We start from the raw sequence: 18,641 nt of genomic DNA on the forward strand, positions 1-18,641 counted from the left end.
ATCACCATTGATTAGAGTTAAACTTCGGTCATTTAACATATCAGGTAGTTATTACTAACAGCAACCGATTTTAAAATCTGAAGCCTGCAGAAATATAGGGGTACACTCCTTCGCCGGAAAACCCTACTACCCCTTGTATTAAAACTAACTGCGCAGGTATAAAATAAATCCCTCCGCCATAACCATCATGCCATTTAGATGATGATTCACCGGGTTCCCAAACCCGACCTACATCATTAAAGGCGATGCCCCCTACTGTGCCGGGAGTTACATAGGATACAAAATCAAATAGTTTAAACCTTACTTCCAGGTTGTTATAAACCATGGTTTTACCGGTGAAGCGGCTATCATTAAATCCACGCAACCCCTGGTTTCCGCCAAGTTTAATTTGTTGAAAATAAGCCGCGTTACCCACAGTTGTGCCTCCCCCAAAACGACTGGCGATAACCAAAACAGAATCCTGAGCGGGATTTAGGAAGAACGTAAATTCGGATAACACCTGCCCGTAATTATGGGCGGCTAAACCAAAACCCTTTAAACCGCTAACATCGGTGCGCCAGTAAACGCCCCTGTGTGGAAGTGTCCCTTTGTCACGCGTATCTAAGGTTACAGTGCCCAACAGCCCGGCATACCCCTGCGAACCAAATACATTTTCATCAGGATGCTGTTGCTCATAAACACCTAAATACTTCCTGATATTATCGTCGGCATCTCCTTTATAAAATTGTCCGGTAATACCCGCGCTGGCTGTCCAGTTACCATAGGTATGCTTAAGCCTCACATCAGCATCCATATAGTCATAAATATTCTGATAGTATCTTAATTTCTGTTTACCTGAGTTTACAAAAACGCTCTCGTTTCCAACGCCAAAAAAGTTACTGGTGTAATTGGGACCTTTGGACAGTACGTTAATTGATAAATCATTATTACCGATAACCTGCCTAAAATCGCCTTTGTAATTCAACAATAAAGAGTTAGTGCCAAGGCCGTAATTAACCAGCAGGCTTTGCCTAAAGGCGTAAGGATCCTTCCGGAAGCCTTGTTTCTGGTAAATAAAGTCGCCTATTAACTGTACGCCGTAATCTTTGTTATAACTGGCTAAAAGCAAGGGTTGTAGATAATCGTACTTAAAACTGGTTTTGTTAAAATTGTTAACTGCAGTATCCGTTGAAGTACGTAAATGAGCCTGGCTCCGGCTGGGCAAATCGTTTTTCTTATCAGACCGATCATAAACATAGCGGTTTCCCTTGCCGCGTATATTACTATCTATTAAAAAGGTATCGTGTCCATCGCCCCCTATCATTCTCACCTTTACCGGCGATGAGTTTTCGCCATGCACGGCAAAAACATCCTTGCCATCCATTCCGTAGAGCCTGATTTCTTTGGTAACATTCGGATCAAACGTCCGGTTATAAATCACCTGTTCCTGGCTTCCATCCTTTTTCAGCTTGTTTATTCTAACTAAAAGTTTACCATCCGGCTGATTAGTGAGATCAAAATACTCGCGTTTATCGCTCTCCGGGATCTCAACAGTTTTTGATAAAATCCGATAATATCTCAGGGCTTGCTGTTTAATATTGTTTCTTCGGTTAATCATTCTTTTCACAATACTCTCGCCGCTAATTTTATAAATACTGGCGGGCATCAGCTTAACCGAATTTTCAATCAGCTCATCCGTTAGTGTATGTTGCACAAAATCTATTTGCTGCTCCCAGTCTTGTTCACTTAATCCGTTTAAAAAATAGCGGTCAAAATAACGGGCATTACGGTTCCACCTCCCTATCGACAGTATCTTATTACCATAACTTTGAAACTTGGCCATCAGCAGATGCTTGGAGAGCAACCACGGAAAAACGCCGTATCCATCATAATAAACCTGGTCACGGTCGCGGGGCACAGGCTCATAAACAATGCCGGTATCATTATCTCTTCTCTCCCAGCGCCATTGATCCTCGTGGCGGTCCCAATCGCCTACCAGCATATCCAGCAAACGCGCCCGCAACACCATTTTCTGGTCTACCCTGTTATCGTTATCGTCCTGTAGCTTTTTCTGTGCTTTCTCAGTATTATCCGTTTTTTCAACGTCTAAAGGCTCACGCTCTTCAAATAAAAAAACCTGGTTGGCAAAATCTTTTCTAAAGTCGCCAAACGCCGGATCGTCTGGTACATAAACCAGCTCCGGATGCGCATGCGGAATGCCCAGAGCCTGCGCCATAGGCGGCACGGTTACCGAGGCATAAGGATGTTCGGCAGAGATCTGATCCTGAACGATATCCTTGGCTACCGAAGCCCTCAGATTTGGAGGCAATACCTTTTCGGGATTTTTTTGTACAGACCTGAGTACCCATTCCTGGCCTGTAGCATCTTTTAGCCTGAGCGATTTAGACTGCATGCCTCCGCCTTTTTGCAATATGGTAAGACCGCCTTTTTCTTTCGATAAATGGAATACTCTAAATTTAACCGGCGTGGCCCATAGCCTGCGGTAGTCTTCGCCAAAAAGAAACCGATGTGCCTTGCTTACTTGGTCGTATGCAGGTTCGATAGCCACCGTTACGCTATCATGCAGTATACGATCTTGTGAAAAAACGCGGTTAACCGGCACTGCTAATAGGAGGAATAATAAAAAATAATGGAGTCTCTGTTTGTCCATGCGCATAAATGATGACACGAAAGTATTTAAAGATTAATCAATATGAAGATGATAATCCTTAATTTCTATAAAAATAACATCTTTTATTACTTATTGCCTACAAATCGAAAGGCCATTTTTATAAAAAATCAAAAGGAACTATTGCTATAAGTTAACCTGTTTTAATCAGGCCGTATTTTCCATTGCTAAGCATCCTGCTACCTTTGTACATGCATTATTTCAAAAAGCTGCTGGATCTGCTAAAGATTGAACAGAACGAGGACCGCAGTTCGTATTTAAAACTAACCGAATCATCGTCAGTTGCCGACCGCAGAGCAGCCGGACTAACCTGGTACCCTGTAGCCATCAGGGGCACAGAACCCAGCCGGGGAGATTATATTACCGTAGAATTGGAGCGCACTACGCACCAGGACATCAGCCATCAGCTTAGGTTCGGTGCTTCGGCGGCGCTATTTTCAAACCATGATGCCCGGCAAGATCGCATTGAAGGAACGATAGCTTATCAAAGTGGCGACAGGGTAAAGATAACGCTGTTTACTGACGAATTGCCTGATTGGTGCAGGAACGGCAAACTTGGTATTGATTTGTTGTTTGATGACAACAGCTATGACGAGATGCAAAACGCACTTAAACAAGCATCAGTACTTTCGGAAAAAGCGGGCGAAGGACGACTGGTTAAAGTACTCACCGGCGCTGAGCAGCCGACTTTCTCGGCTCCATTGTTGTTGCCTAAACTAACCGGTTTAAACCCATCACAACAAGCGGCTGTAGAAAAAATTGTTTCGGCCCAGGATTTGGCTATTGTACACGGTCCGCCTGGTACCGGTAAAACTACCACTCTGGTGCAGGCTATAAAAAGCCTGATTAGCCAGGGTGAGAAACAGCTACTTGTAGTTGCGCCAAGTAATACCGCTGTAGACTTGCTGAGCGAAAAGTTAGCTGGCGAGGGGTTAAATGTTTTACGGATAGGTAACCCGGCACGGGTTTCGGATAGATTGATGTCGCTAACTTTGGACAGCAAAATGGCCGAACATGGGCGCATGAAAGATATCAAAAAGCTAAAAAAGCAGGCCGCCGAGTTTAAAAATATGGCTCATAAATATAAACGCAGCTTCGGCAAGGCAGAGCGCGATCAACGAAAGGCTTTGTTTGATGAGGCTCATAAGATAATGAAAGATGTTGGCAAAACTGAGCAATACATTATTGACGACCTGGTAGGCAGGGCACAGGTTATTACCGCCACCCTGGTCGGATCAAATCATTATACCATCCGCGGCCTGCAATTTAACACGGTGGTGATTGACGAAGCCGGACAAGCCCTTGAACCTGCCTGCTGGATACCCATACTCAAGGCTCAAAAAGTTATTTTGGCAGGAGACCATTTTCAACTTTCGCCAACAATTAAATCTGCCAAAGCCGCTCATGACGGGCTGAGCAATACCCTGCTGGAAAAATGCATTACCCTGCATCCGGAGGCTGTTGTGTTGTTAGAAGAGCAATACCGTATGAACGAGGCCATTATGACTTACTCATCGCAGGTGTTCTACCAAAATAAGTTGCAGGCACATGCTTCGGTAGCACAAAGGCTGCTTTTTACGGCCGATGCGCCGTTTAGTTATGTTGATACCGCCGGTTGCGGGTTTGACGAAAAACCAGAAGGTACAAGCATGGCCAATGCCGAAGAAGCAGGATTTTTATTTAAACACCTGGAAAAACTTGTTACAGAACTTAACGAACATTATACAACAGAAAATTTTCCCACCATCGCTATTGTCTCGCCTTATAAAGAACAGATCCGTTTGCTGAAGGATCAACAGCAGCATTGGCCAGGTTTACAGTTATATCAGGATAAAATTTCGGTAAATACCATTGATAGCTTCCAGGGGCAAGAGCGCGATATTGTTTATATCAGCATGACGAGGAGCAATACCAAAGGGGAAATTGGTTTCCTATCTGACATCAGGCGGATGAATGTAGCGATGACGAGAGCGCGTAAAAAGCTGATCATCATAGGCGATAGCTCTACCCTTGCACAAGCTCCTTTTTATGCGGATATGATAAAATATGCCGAGCAAATTAACGGATACCAAAGCGCCTGGGACTTTGTAGCCATGGATTAGCATCCAACTTATTTGGCCTCAGCATAGAATTCGGCGAAATCACTGATTTACAATGATTAAAGATTATACCGGGAACGGCTCAAAATTCATTTATTAAAGTTAATTTGCAGTTTAGTTTTAACAGATTGTATTTAAGATCATGACCTATTGCTTAGGCATTAAAGTGAAAGAAGGACTGGTTGCTCTTGCCGACACCCGAATTACTTCAGGAACAGATGTAACCACCAAAAAGAAACTGTTTACTGTTCAAAAAGACCATACATCCATGTTTATCATGACCAGCGGCCTCCGTTCTGTGCGTGATAAGGCGATTGTTTATTTTAATGAATTGCTTGAAAGCGGGGTAGACGACTACAACAAACTATACAAGGCCGTTAACGCCTTTGGCGAACAGGTAAAGCGCGTAGCAGAAGAAGACAAGCCTGCATTAGAAAAAGCCGGATTTAGGTTTAACCTCAATACCATTATCGGCGGGCAATTAAAGGATGATGAAGACCATAAACTGTTTTTGCTTTACCCCGAAGGTAACTGGGTAGAACTTGGCGAGGGCGCACCCTATGTTATTATAGGCAATGCCGCGCAGGGTAAGGCAATTTTAAACCGGATATTGGATAACGAATCGAGCCTGGAGCTTGCGCTTAAAGCCGGGTTTCTCTCTTTCGATTCAACAAGGATAAGCGCTGCCGATGTTGATTTCCCTATTGATGTGGCTTTGTACCAGAGTGGAAGTTACAATTTGGTGGAACACCATTATGATAAAAAGGACCTTGAAAAAGTATCGGCTCAGTGGGATGATGAGTTAAAAAATGCATTACAAAACATTCCAAACCAATGGATGGATACTGCGTTTAATAAACTCGGCAAATCAGATAAAAAACAAAAAAAAGCATGAAGTTCAGAGTTTCAGGAAATTTAGGTTACGAAGTTATAACACCATCAACACTCATTTTAAACATTCATGCTTTACGCTCTGCGGCTCAATCGGTATTAGAAGAATCTTTAATTATCGAACCTTATTTCAAGATAGAAGAGTTAACTACACTTTACAGCGAGAACCGCTACGTTCGCCTTGAAATCACCCAACCGGTAAATGTAAATATCAACTATAGCGCGCTGGTAGATACATCTTATAAAACAACCAATCGCAACCTGCTTAGCGAGGTACCTATCGTCCAGATGGATGCCTCGGTATTGCCTTATTTATCGCCCAGCAGGTACTGCCAGTCGGATAAGCTTTACTGCTTTGCCAACAATAAGTTCGGTAAAATAGATAACGCCTTTGAAAAGGTATTGAGCCTTACCAAATGGATTTATGAGAATGTGGAATATTTAAGCGGCTCAACTAACTCGCAAACTTCGGCTTATGATACCGTAACGGAGCAAGCCGGTGTTTGCCGTGATTTTGCTCACCTTGGGATAGCCTTATGCCGTGCTCTTTCTATCCCGGCAAGATACTTTACGGGGTATTCGTATCAATTAAATCCGCCGGATTTCCACGCTTGTTTTGAGGCCTTTTTAGGCAGCGAATGGGTGATATTTGATGCCACCAAATTAGCTCCGCTAAATGGCTTGGTTAAAATAGCCACAGGACGGGATGCAGCTGATACCGCCATTGCCACTATTTTTGGGCATGTTAACTGCACATTCATCTCCGCATCGTGCGAACTGGCCGAAGATAAGTTTAAGCCATTTAACTACACGGACAGTAAATCATCGGGTTTAACTTATTTGTAAGGGATCAGGCTGAACAGCTTGAATGCATACCCTTAAGTTATTGATAGCCAACATATAACTGTCATTGCGAGGAACGAAGCAATAGCGAACTATGCAGAGCGAACATGCCTCCGTGAGATTGCTTCGTTCCTCGCAATGACATAGTTTAAGAGCCCTTTCAAACGTCATTTTCTATTTTTTTCCCGACTGGGCCGGATCGGATACTTATAATGACATCTTCTTAAGTTATTGATTATCAGCGCGTCTATTTTCGTTCCGATAATCAGTATTCTTAATTTAGAACATCGGCGCGCTCAATCGCCGCGCGAAGGGCTTTGTTCTTTTTGTCTTGACACAAAAAGAACAAAAAAAGTCAAGACTGCCCGATCCTTCCGCCCACAGGCCAGCTCCCGGCCCGGCGTGCAGTCTGGCTTTTGCGCACTTTTCTTTCTGCACTTAACAGTCTGCGAGGTTTCGAATGTCATCCCTGTTTTTTCCGGGGTGAAGCCCGGTGGGCTACTCAATGACGCCTGGTGAAGGTAGTTTAATAAGCTGCTTCTTGCCCCCGTCATTGCGAGGAAGTACGACGAAGCAATCTCTAAACTATACAGGGCAGATCTACAGAGCGGACCTGCTTAAGTAGAGATTGCTTCGTTCCTTAATGACGATTGAACAATAAAACACCTAAAAATCAATCAGTTATTGCTTTTTGATCTCTACGCGACGGTTTAATACTCTACCTTCTTCTGTAGTATTGGGTGTAATAGGGTTGCTATCACCGTAACCCTTTGCAGTGAGTTGCGAAGCATCTACCCCGGCATTTAGCAAATATGTTTTTACCGAATTAGCTCTTTCTTCTGAAAGCAGCAAATTATGTTCAGGCGTACCTTCGGCAGATGAATAACCATTCAAAACAAATTTAACGGATGCATCCAACTTCATCGCCCGGGCAACTTTATCCAGCATTGGGTAAGATGAGGTTTTTAAGATAGCAGAATCAAATTCAAATTGCAGATTTGAAAAATTATAATCTGGCTTTTCAACTACGGGAGCAACTTCTTTTGGTGCTTCAACCTGTGGTTCAGGCTTTTTTTCTTCGGGAACCTTCTTTACCACTTCAACCAGTGGAGGTTGTGGTTTGGCAATCTCCTTTTTTGATTTACATGCCGGCAAACAAAATGCAAGCAGCATGGCTATAACAGGAACGGAATAATTTTTACGGGCCTTCATCATAATTTATACTGTTAATGGTATAAATATAAAAAAAAGGCCATTATGTTGTAAGAACGTAAGTACTTTTACAAGTAACAAATTTATGTGTTAATCCTATAGGTGAAAATTTAAACCAGCAGGTAAATATTATACCTGTGAGATAAACCACAACTCGCAATACCATATTAAAACTGCTAATTTTAATGGCTTAACAAAAAATTGCTAACTACAGTCCAGGTAGCTATCAGTAACAACACCAGCAAGAATAACATAGCGTAACCTTTAGGAAGCATCTTTGTGCTGACAGGCTCACTGAGTGTTGAAGATGGAACACCGGCTACTAAATAGTCAGTAATTACTCGAGCTCCCAAACCGGCGAATCCGCCAGCATTGATAAAAGCGATGCCTTCATCAGTAATGTGGGCGCTATAAATCCTTTTCAGGGTTTTCACCAAGGTAACCAATTGCTGAGATTCAAGAAAAATCAAATCTCTGGTGGTCGCCAGTTCGTCGTCTTCTTTAGTATAACTTAACCAGGAATAGCCCTCCGGTTTTAAGAGTAATCCTAAAAGATTATCATAACGTTCAGTTTGTTTATCGGTCATGGCAACAAGGTTTATTAACTCCTATTACGTCCGCTGGGAAGGTTTTGTTACAGCAATAACCGATCATTTAGCTATGGTTAAACCGATAAGGCTAAAAAGCGCGCAGACCAACCCTTGAATTTTTCGTTCAGTTTGCGCCGCTTTTTAACTTCGTCTTTAAGTTTGCAAACAGTCTATAGCCCTGACCTAAAAAAATCAATCAATCAATCAATCAATCAATCAATCTTTAAGGCATCGGTTTTAAACCCTCCCATTTCACCTTCCACTTTCCGTTTTTAGGGAACCCTGGATTTTTAACCGTACAACCGTCCCAACCGGCACACATCATGGCAACAGCGGTTAACAGGCCGCCGTTACCCGGTAGATAAATACGAAGGCGTCCATCCTGATAGTTATGGCCATTCACCAAATAAGTATTGGTATGCACTTTCATAAACAAGGCATCAATGGCTTTTTCAGGCATACCTAAGCGTGCGGCAGTCATGGCAGTCATCGGGAAGTCCCATCCCCAGGTATCTGCCCAAACCCAGTTTTTCCATATATAGTTAAAAGTTTTTTTCATAACAGCTTTATCCAACATTTTACTTTCTGGCAGCATGCCGTAGGTACCAAACACGGAGGGGTGATCAGTAATATATCGCGGATTGGTATAAGAGTCTGTCGCGCTTTCGGTAGCCAGGTAAAGCCCTTTTTGTTTGGGCAGGGCAGATAACTTGTTTATTACATCATCCCATTTGGGGTTACGCGGTAACCCGCTACGTTCGCGCCATTGTTGGGCTACCCTGAGGGCCCAGTTCCAATAAGCAAGTTCGTAAGTGGGGTTATAAGTATCTTCGGCTTTAAACCTCTCCTGGGCCGGTATTAAACCTTTTCCAAGCACATAACGGTCATGTTCTTTATCGTAAGTAGCAAATGAAGCCATAAAATCTGCCGTTTCAAAAACCAGGTTCTTGTACTTGTCAATCGTTTGCTGGTTAGGATGATCACGATAGTCCAACTCGGCAAATGTAATTAAGTGCGGCTGCTGCCAGATCAGCATGGCCCCAACAGAAGATGGGCTTTCGTTACCTTTATTATCCGTCATTTTGGGCCAGCGCACGCCTTCAAATCCCTGGCGCATGGCTATCGCCTTCGCCCTGTCTTCTATTTTAAAATACCAGTCCATACTGTTTTCCAGCAAGTCTGGCCGTCCCCACAGCGGGTAATGTACGGCGTGCCACCAATGCATTTCCAGGTGCGGTTTACCATACCAGCTATTATAGGTAAGCCCGGTTTCCTGCGGAGGATATCCGCCGGAGCACTGTATCTTGGTCAAATATTCAGAAAGTATCACCCTGCGCTCCAGTTCATGAGCCCGGGGATCGGTACTGCCAGCAAAATCAATCGCCCCTCCCCTGCTCCAAAAGGATTTCCAGGCAGTAACGCTATTGTTTTTTACTGCAGCAAATAATGGTGTAGGTTCAGTATCCTGCACTGGGCTAAACTCGCAGCTCAGCTCAAAACTATCGGAAGTTTTATCTGGCGAAACGATAAAATAGTGTGCCTTTTTCTGCGAGATAATACCTCTCCCTGTCCAGTTTAAAGCGGTGAAATATAAAGCCGAATCCAGTTGATGGTTAATGATGGCATGTCCTTCTGCCGATGAGGTAATTACAGTTTGATGTTTTTCGGGAGCGTTCCAATTATCGCCAACATCCGTCCAGTCGGCTGTTGGATACGGAAAGCGTAGCCTCACCTTTAAGCGCCCCAGCTTAACCAACGCTGATTTAACCGACACTGAAACAATATCCTTATCCTGATGAGATACCGTTAAAACCTGAACGGGAATATCATCAACAGTAAAATTACTTTTAATTTCGCCAGTCCACAGGTTGAGTACCTGGTGGATATTGCGGATGTCTTTAGGTAGGGCGGGCTTTCCATTCTTCTTAGTTATTTCGAGCCCAAGATTCGCGAGTTGCACCCGGTGTACGTTTTGCCTGAACCAAAGTGTTGCATCTTTTTTTCGCTTCGGCTCCTTCCACTCCACAGTATAGGTTACTTTACGGCCTTGTTGATGATACTCTTTATAAGCCTCAGAGAGGTTATAACCAACCGTATCTTTAAAGGTATCCCAGCACCACTCGGAAAGTGTGCCCAGTGGCACTCCTTTTTGATAACTTTCAGGGAATGTTTGCAGCCCTGTAGCATCCACCGTAAACGCAAAACGGCCATTACCTACTGATAATGAGGATAGCGAATCTATTTTGCGCACAACCACGTTATGCCTGCTTACTACAGCCATCCTGTTGATTGGTGTTTGAGCAGATCCAGGCAGCCAATTAAGGATAGCCAGTATCAAAAAAGAAATTATTTTAACCTTATTCGTATTTCCAGACATATTCTATTCTTACAATTACCACTTATAACTATTTTTTTGCTTGTTTAATTGCAGGCCCGTTTAAATATCTTTCCAGGTTGCTATAACCGTCTTTGCCAATCAGCTGTGCATCACCGGCTTTGTTGGGGTTTAGTTTATTACTTTTTTCCCATGCATCGGGTATACCGTCGGCATCGGTATCGGTTGGTGGCGTTCCATTTTTCATTTCGCCCTGTCCGCCGGCATCAGCTTCAGTTTTAAATATCTGCCCTGCTGTACCTAACGATCGCAGGTAACCGATAATCCGGGTATCAACAGCGTCACGATGTAACGATGCGCCGGCCTCTTTCAGCACCAACTGGTAGGCTACCGCTGCATCATCTACTTTAACAGTCCTTTTAAAATTAGGCTCGATACGCAACGATGCGCCCTTTAACGAATTGGAATCAACAACAATAGCAGGTTTTACTCTCTTACTTACAAAATCGGTATCCGAAACTTTCACACCATTTAAAACACCGTCCCTATTCATATCAATATAATTACCACTATGATAAACATGATCGGTAGTGGTAAACATCCCTAAAAAAGCATGCCCGGAGTTTGGCCCCGCTATAAAGTAGTTACCAATAATATCCTGGAAATGATCGGCACCGGAGTGGCCGCCAACCAACCCGTTAACACCCCAATTGTAAATTACGTTGTTAACGTATTCAATACCCGCCTTGGCTTTAGGGTTACGGCTGTGGTTATCTATCCAAAGGCAATGATGTACGGTTACATTACGCGGATCCTCAAATAAAGCTCCAAAGCGCTGCGGATCTATCGGCTCGCCTATAAGGCAGTATTGTAAGGTAATGTTTGAGGTCCCCTTAATATGCAAATTATCCCAGCGGCCCCACTCAATGGTTACGTGGTCAAAAATAACATTGGTTGCATTATCCGCGGTAACGGTGCAGGCTCCCCTTGGCATAGTTATACTTCCGCGGAAGCGCATATAACGGGTGATATCATCAGTAGAAAAGCCAACTCCATTACCATAAACTACAATACCATCGCCAGGGGCAGTTTGCCCTGCGATGGTAACATGCGGAGATACCAGTATTTTATCTTTAATTTTTATTACACCACCTACATCGAAAACTACGGTTCGATTAGGCTGGCTTACAGCATCGCGAAAAGAGCCTGCTCCCGTATCGCCCAAATGGGTTACGCGGTAAACTGTTCCGCCGCGCCCGCCCGTGGCAAAACGGCCAAAGCCTTCTGCACCAGGGAAGGCCAGTTGTTGCGCAAAAGTTAAAATAGTTAAACAACTAAGACATGATGTGAGATAGATACTTTTAAGCATTAATTTTAGTTTTTATGTTTTAAATAGATGATTTTGAAATAGGATTTAGGTTGATTCTTTTAATGTAGTTGGTTTGATATCGCCGTTACCGATTCCTGTAACTTCTTGAGCTGTTATCTTAACAAATCTCCATTCCAAGCAAATTATTGCCATTTAAACGGCAGGAACCAATTGGCCTTGTTTGATAAACGTGCTCTTACTGTACTTGCGTCTGCGCTACCAACTGCATCAAACTTAGCCCCTATTTTATTAGCAAGGTAGCTGGGGTCGGTTGCATACCTTCTTAAAGCTACGCGAAGCAGATCGGGCCACCTGTAACCTTCATATGCCAGTTCGAGGCCATCTTCGTCAATAATTTTATTTTCAGTATCGGTAACCAGGTTGGTTGGGTCGAAGGTTACATTTTTGTTAACAGCGCGCCCTCTGATGCCTATGCTGCGGTACCAGTTTCCATTGATGCCTCCGCTGGGTTTAACCGCGTTAAAATTAAAAGGATACGCTTCCGGCACTCCGTTATAGGAACTTACGCTGCCAGGGAAACCGGTATAAAAGCCATCGTTTATCACTACTCCCGCAAGCTGGCTACGGCCTAACTGATTTACGGCCTCGGCATAATGTAAGTGCAGGGCTCCGGCTCTGTAAAGTAACCAGATGCCGGTTTTTGTACTTAAGGGCAGCAGGGGATCATAATTATACAGATATTTTGCAATTTCTGGCTTTCCTTTGGTTACCCTGTACGATCCATTTAAGCCCCTTCGGTCGCCTAAGCCGCCGTCAGACCGTGTTTGGTTATCCCAGTTGTTGATGGCCAGTGCCGAAGGTTTGAGCAAATAGCTTGAAGTTGAAGAAAACAGAGCCAGAAAAGGGTTTGCATTATAATTCTGGTCAAGCGGCAGTATCCACATGCGCTCACGGTTAGTTTCGGTTTCCGACAAAGGATTTGAGAAAATAGCAGGCCAAGGGTTTGTTGTGCCCGTTGTCATTAAAGTATTACGCCCACTATTATCATTAGTAACCCGGTAGGTATCATACAACTGAATATCAAAGTCATTACCGGCAACTAACGAGGTGGCCGTTTCCACTACATCCTTATAATAAGATGCCGCTTGCAGATAATTGCCTTTCCATAGGTTCAGGTCGCCAAGGAAGCTTTTCTTATGAATAAAAAATTTAAATACACCATCCTTCAAAATATAGTTACTGTTAGCAACAAGTAAGGTAGGGCTTGTTACCGAGGTGTTTTGAGCGAGATATGGTGTGGGGATAGTACCGGTGAAGGCTATCAGTTTATCTAACAATTGGTCGAATGTTATTTTAGGAAATTTACTCTCATTATTCAGGTCATTCACATCTGCAATCGGATCGGTAACATACGGAACGGTGCCATATTGTATCCCCACCTGCAGGTATAACCATGAACGCAAAATACCAATGTCGCTGTAACGCTGATAGTACTGATTATCATCAAGCAATTTGCTTTGATGCATGATGCCAAAATTTTTCAATGCATCGTTACAGCTATTGATCACCTTATAAAATGGCCTCGGATCCGCATATGGGTTATCCGCGGTGACAGTATGGTTACCTAATTGCTTCAGATAATTACTGGCGTTGGGAGTAATATCGGCCAGATCGCCCTGTAACTCGTTCAGGATGATATACCGGTCGGCCAGGCCGATAAACTGCCCGTATATACCCAGCACAGCCGCGTCGGCATCGTATATATTCTGATAAACCTGGCTTCCGTTCAACGAATCCTGGGGCTGTAAATCATACATTTTTTTGCACGACGGGAGTGTGCCAACGCATAAGGTTAACAGTAAAATCTTTTTTAATAAACCAGATAAATCCTTGTTCATATATGTCTTATTTCTTATACTATCTATTAATAAACCGATCACTATAAACCTATACGTATACCTAACAGCATCGACTTAACCATAGGCTCCAAGCCAACATCAACACCGCGTGAAAACAAACTACCTGACGAACTGAATTCGGGATCGTAACCTAAATAATTAGTCACGGTAAACAGGTTGTTGGCTATAGCATAAACCGTGGCCGAGCGTAAAAAGCTACCTTTTAAAGGCACGCTATAGCTCAGGGTAATGGTGCGCAAACGCAGGTATGAGCCATTTTCTATCCACCGATCAGAGAATCTTGAATTACCCATCGGGTCGCCATAAGATGCGCGGGGTATATTGGTAACCTGCCCATCAAACCGCCACCTGTTTACGGCAGCATCTGTTTGATTTTGCACCCCCGAGAGTGATTCCAGGCTGGCGCGCGTGCTGTTATAAATATCATTGCCGATACTAAAAGCCAGCATAGCATCAAGCGACCATCTTTTATAAGTAAACACGTTGCTGTATGATCCGATCAGATCCGGATTAGGGTTGCCAATGGCGGTACGGTCTTTATCATCTATTACACGGTCGCCGTTCATATCAACAAATTTCACGTCTCCGCCCTGAAACGGGGCGGTATAGCCGTTAGCTAATTTATTGGTCAGGCCCGATGCTGTCGCCTCGGCATTTGAGGTATAAATTCCATTTGTTTTATAACCATAAAATAAATTGGCTGGCTGGCCTACTTGCGTTATAAAGGTTGCACCGGCGTAGGTGCTGATGATGCTGCTTCCGCCGGGCAGATTTGTAACTTTGTTACGGTTGGCTGCCACGTTTAAAGCCATATCCCATTTTAAGGTGCTTTTATTTAACAGCCTGCCGTTTAAAGCTACCTCAATACCGTTGTTGCGCATACCGCCACTATTGGTAACAGCATAATCAAAGCCAGAAGCTGTTATGGCTGGTTGGTAGATCAACATTTTTGATACTTTATCGTTATATACGTCAACACTTACATTGAGGCGTTCGTTTAAAAAGCCAGCGTCTAAACCAACATTGAGTTTTGCTACTCCCTCCCATTGTAACTGCGGGTTGCCAATGCTGCTGCGCACAAGTCCCTGCCTGCTTAAAAATGCCTGCGACGTGTATAAGCTTTGCGCAGTGTAGTTGCCAATATCATCGTTACCAACTAAACCAAAGCTTGCGCGGAGTTTTAACAGCTCGATAAATTTAGCCTTAGCCATAAAACCTTCCGACGAAATTAACCATGAGGCAGCTAATGACGGGAGCACCGCGTATTTGTTGCTGTTAATGGTTAAAACATTGGGTATCTGGTTTCCAAACCTTGAAGAACCGTCTACCGCGAGGTTAACCGAAAGGAAATATTTATTAAAAGCGTTATAATCTGTATTGAAATAAGTATTAAGCCAATTCCACTTACCTAAAGAGCCACCTACTATCCTGTTAGCGCTACTGGCGCCGCTTAGGCTTACAAAGTCGTCGCTGGCGGTATTGAACCCATAACCATAATCGGATTCGCTGTTGCTGTTATTAAACCTGAACCCTAAGTTGCTGCTAATCTGGTTCTCTTTATTAAATTGATGGGTATACTGCAGCCGGTTATCGGTATACAAACTAAACAAACGTTGTACGTTGGCCGCCGCCTGGTTATTAGCCACAAAAGTGTTATAGGTTGATGGCGCTATGCCATTTGCCGGGTAAAACAAATTTTCGCGAACCTTATCATAAGTTAAACCAACAAGGGTTTTAACAGCCAATTGACTACTGATCTGGTAATCAAACGCTACCGACCCTATAAACCTGTAATTACGGTTTAGCTCCTGTATTTTACTGGCAGCGACAACGGGGTTACTGATACCGAAGGTATCGGCCTTTGCCAGATTTGGGGATAGTATCCCGTTGCTTGATATCACATTGGGCCCTAAAAAAGGAGCTTTAATTAAACTAAGATATAGGGGATTGGTATTATAGGCTTGCCCCTGGTCGCGCAGGTTCTGCTCGCTTTTGGTAAAAGCCAGGTTTACCCTTGATACCAGCTTTTTTGATAAATTAAGGTTGGCATTAAATCTTGTTTCGTAACGGGTGAGATCGGTATTGTTGGTTGCACCCTTATTACCTAAATAACCAACAGATAATGCATACGTGGCTATGTTATCTCCCCCGGATACCTTCATATAATAATTCTGGCTCGTGCTGCTCCCCATTACCTGCTTTTGCCAATTGGTATTTTGGTGATAGGTATAATAATTGGGGTTAGCCGTTGGGTTTGAGTTATCGTTCATAAAAGGTAAGGCCTGTATCTGCCCATCGGTAACTCCGGGTATGGTTTTCAGTACATCGGCAAGGTAAATGCGGTAGTTATCAGCTTGCATTACCGGTAGCTCTTTTACGCTGGAGTTGTATCCGCCGTAGGCAGCAAAATCAAAACGGGTTGCAACGTCTTTTGCACGGCCCGTAGTAATTAATATCACACCATTGGCGGCACGGGTACCATAGGTGGAGCTTCCATCTTTAATCACGGTGATGTTATCAATATCTTTCAGATCGATATTGGCAAAGTGATTGGTAACATGGCCCGCAATAATTGACTTTCCGTAGTTGTTATTATCGTAAATAATACCGTCAACAACTATCAATGGTTGCGAGGTGGCGTATAACGAATTATACCCGCGTAGCAGTACGTCGGCACCAATGTCAGGCGTGCCCGAGCGGCGCACAACATCAAGGCCGGCAACCCGGCCCTGGAGGTATGAGTCGGGGGTTTCCAGGGCCCGGTTCCAGGTGCCCTGGGTATTAATGGAAGCCACCGCATTGGGCACCTGGCTTTTGGGTACCATGGCAAACGGCATTAAAGCAAGATCATATTGCGAGTTATAGCCCTCTTCAAACAAGGTTATCTGCAACGTTTGCTTACCCTTTAAAGCTATTATTTTACGTTGATAACCCGGCCCCGAAATAATTAATGAGGCATTATAATCAGGCACGCTGATGGCAAACTGGCCCTTATCATCTGTTAAAGCTGCCGAATAACCCGTTACCGCGATATTAATGCCTGGAAGCGGCTTGCCTGTGGCGCCTTCTTTTACTGTGCCGCTTATCTTTATTTTTTTATAATCAGACAGAGAAGTTTTGACCTTTTTTAAAGAGTCGGGCAATTGTGCATGAAGTTGCGATGGCGCAACCGCCACAATTAAGCCCTGTAGGATTAGTATTTTTACTGATTTTGTAAAAAAATGCATATGGTTGATTTATGACAGCTATTTAATTAACAGGGACCAATTTTATATAATCGAGTGAAAGGGCGCTTGGCGCGGTGCTGACCACGCCGGTAGCCGAAACCAGAAATGTATACAGGGTACCATAATTGGCAGGTGTATAAAGCCCCAGGTAAACTTCCGAATAGTCGCTCACCGCAACTGCTTTATAGCCCATGGTTGCTAATGGAGTTTCTACCGCTTTGGGGTAGTATCTTGTAGCGCTAAAATCAACTTTCTGGTTAAATGATGTTGTAAAAATATCATTAACCGCACGCCAGTAAACTTTATATTGTGCGGAGTTTACGGTAGTTTTATACCTGTAGTAATAAAGCGGATCGGGCGATGAGGTAATACTCCTGGATTGCATATCCGTATATTTTACGTCGTTCAGGTCCTTTTTAGTTCTTATAGAAAGGGTTGATGGTACACGAACCGAATCGGGCAGTTCTCCCTGGATATAAATAACGGGGATCTTATTTTGAAGTATTTGATAACCAATGCTGCTTACTACATAAGCAATACCGTTGCTTAACTTTTGAGTTTGAATAATAGCGCTTCTATCTAAATGTATTTTAACACCACTTACTGTTGTTAGCGTATCAGGTAAATTATCAATAGTGTAAACATGGTTAACAACCAGATCTTTAACAACGGCAAACTGGGTAAGCGTATCGGTTTTGGTGGCAGATGTACTCAAATTATAATACCTGCCAATTTTAGCTTTTTCGGCATCGTAGGCAACATCGCTCAATATAATGTAGGTAAGCAGGCTGTCTTCGCTGCTGATATCGGATACTCTTTGAAAATAGGTGTTTTTAGTTACCGGGAAAGTTGTACCTGCCTGGTAAATTGTTTTTTTGGTGATTGGGTCGGTATATAATTTTACTCCCTTGCTTGTATCAATCTCCGTATGAAATAGCGATTGAATAAATCCCCGCTGTTTGGTAGACAGCCCGGTACTCATCATAAATTCGTAGGCGTTCTGTTTGGTTCCCGAAGCCTGGTCGATGGTATGGAGTACACCATTCTTTACATAAACATTCCCCTTTACAATTTTGGCTTCTTCAAACGTAGCCGGTGTAAAAATTATATTCTTGCCGCTCAACGTTCTGATTACCAGTGAAGGGTTTGGCGCGGTTGTAAAATACTCCTGGTACGAAATATGATTGGCTACAAACAGCCTAAGTTTGGCTGTATCGGCCAATATCGCTGCATCGATGGTTTGCATAGCCGTATTGGTTGGCGCCCATACCGTATACGATTTTGAAGATGCCAGTACTTTATCATAACCGGTTTTCACCAGGTAGGTACTAAAGGTGCTCAAATCGGGTGTTTCGTTAATTTGCTGTATCAGCGTTTTATTGAGCGCCTCGATAGTTATCGCGGTATGATCTTGCCAGGCTTTTTTACAGGCCTGTAGTGAGATGCATGCGGCGAATAACAACAAGGTATATCGTATCTTAAAATTGATCATCATTTAAATAATAAGTATAATCTTGAAATTCAATT

The 18,641-nt window shown here is 43.4% G+C and carries 11 protein-coding genes; 3 read left to right on the plus strand and 8 right to left on the minus strand.

Annotation, left to right across the window (positions count from 1 at the left end):
- Positions 1-70: 70 nt before the first annotated feature.
- A complete protein-coding gene (locus tag MUCPA_RS35085; protein ID WP_157544053.1) occupies positions 71-2,650 on the minus strand; it encodes a BamA/TamA family outer membrane protein in 2,580 nt (859 codons plus the stop codon).
- A 209-nt stretch (positions 2,651-2,859) separates the two neighbouring features.
- Between MUCPA_RS35085 and MUCPA_RS35090 the strand changes: the two genes are divergently transcribed.
- The 3 genes from MUCPA_RS35090 (at position 2,860) to MUCPA_RS35100 (ending at position 6,504) form a co-directional block, all read left to right on the plus strand.
- A complete protein-coding gene (locus MUCPA_RS35090; protein WP_008513356.1) occupies positions 2,860-4,770 on the plus strand; it encodes an AAA domain-containing protein in 1,911 nt (636 codons plus the stop codon).
- Positions 4,771-4,909: 139 nt separating this feature from the next.
- Positions 4,910-5,662, plus strand: coding sequence for a peptidase (locus MUCPA_RS35095; RefSeq protein ID WP_008513358.1), 753 nt, complete (start codon positions 4,910-4,912; stop codon positions 5,660-5,662).
- Complete coding sequence (locus MUCPA_RS35100) at positions 5,659-6,504, plus strand: transglutaminase-like domain-containing protein (RefSeq protein WP_008513360.1); 846 nt, start codon at positions 5,659-5,661, stop codon at positions 6,502-6,504. The genes MUCPA_RS35095 and MUCPA_RS35100 overlap by 4 nt, the downstream gene beginning before the upstream one ends.
- 678 nt (positions 6,505-7,182) lie before the next feature.
- Here MUCPA_RS35100 and MUCPA_RS35105 read toward each other — a convergent pair.
- The 7 genes from MUCPA_RS35105 to MUCPA_RS35135 all read right to left on the minus strand — a co-directional run bounded on the left by MUCPA_RS35105 (position 7,183) and on the right by MUCPA_RS35135 (position 18,609).
- Complete coding sequence (locus MUCPA_RS35105; protein WP_008513361.1) at positions 7,183-7,716, minus strand: OmpA family protein; 534 nt, start codon at positions 7,714-7,716, stop codon at positions 7,183-7,185.
- Between the two features lie 179 nt (positions 7,717-7,895).
- A complete protein-coding gene (locus MUCPA_RS35110; RefSeq protein ID WP_008513363.1) occupies positions 7,896-8,300 on the minus strand; it encodes a hypothetical protein in 405 nt (134 codons plus the stop codon).
- Between the two features lie 226 nt (positions 8,301-8,526).
- Positions 8,527-10,680 carry a hypothetical protein gene (locus MUCPA_RS35115; RefSeq protein WP_008513365.1) on the minus strand — a complete coding sequence of 718 codons (2,154 nt, stop codon included), beginning with the start codon at positions 10,678-10,680 and terminating at the stop codon, positions 8,527-8,529.
- A 28-nt stretch (positions 10,681-10,708) separates the two neighbouring features.
- Positions 10,709-12,007, minus strand: coding sequence for a pectate lyase family protein (locus MUCPA_RS35120; RefSeq protein WP_008513368.1), 1,299 nt, complete (start codon positions 12,005-12,007; stop codon positions 10,709-10,711).
- 143 nt (positions 12,008-12,150) lie between these two features.
- On the minus strand, positions 12,151-13,866 hold the full coding sequence (locus tag MUCPA_RS35125; RefSeq protein WP_008513370.1) for a RagB/SusD family nutrient uptake outer membrane protein: 1,716 nt from the start codon (positions 13,864-13,866) through the stop codon (positions 12,151-12,153).
- Positions 13,867-13,907: 41 nt separating this feature from the next.
- The gene (locus MUCPA_RS35130; protein ID WP_008513372.1) at positions 13,908-17,114 is read right to left on the minus strand and encodes a SusC/RagA family TonB-linked outer membrane protein; all 3,207 of its coding nucleotides are present in this window, start codon (positions 17,112-17,114) and stop codon (positions 13,908-13,910) included.
- 22 nt (positions 17,115-17,136) lie between these two features.
- A complete protein-coding gene (locus MUCPA_RS35135; RefSeq protein WP_083839409.1) occupies positions 17,137-18,609 on the minus strand; it encodes a fasciclin domain-containing protein in 1,473 nt (490 codons plus the stop codon).
- Between the last annotated feature and the right edge of the window lie 32 nt (positions 18,610-18,641).

Origin of the sequence: Mucilaginibacter paludis DSM 18603, assembly GCF_000166195.2 — a bacterium.
GTDB lineage: Bacteria > Bacteroidota > Bacteroidia > Sphingobacteriales > Sphingobacteriaceae > Mucilaginibacter > Mucilaginibacter paludis.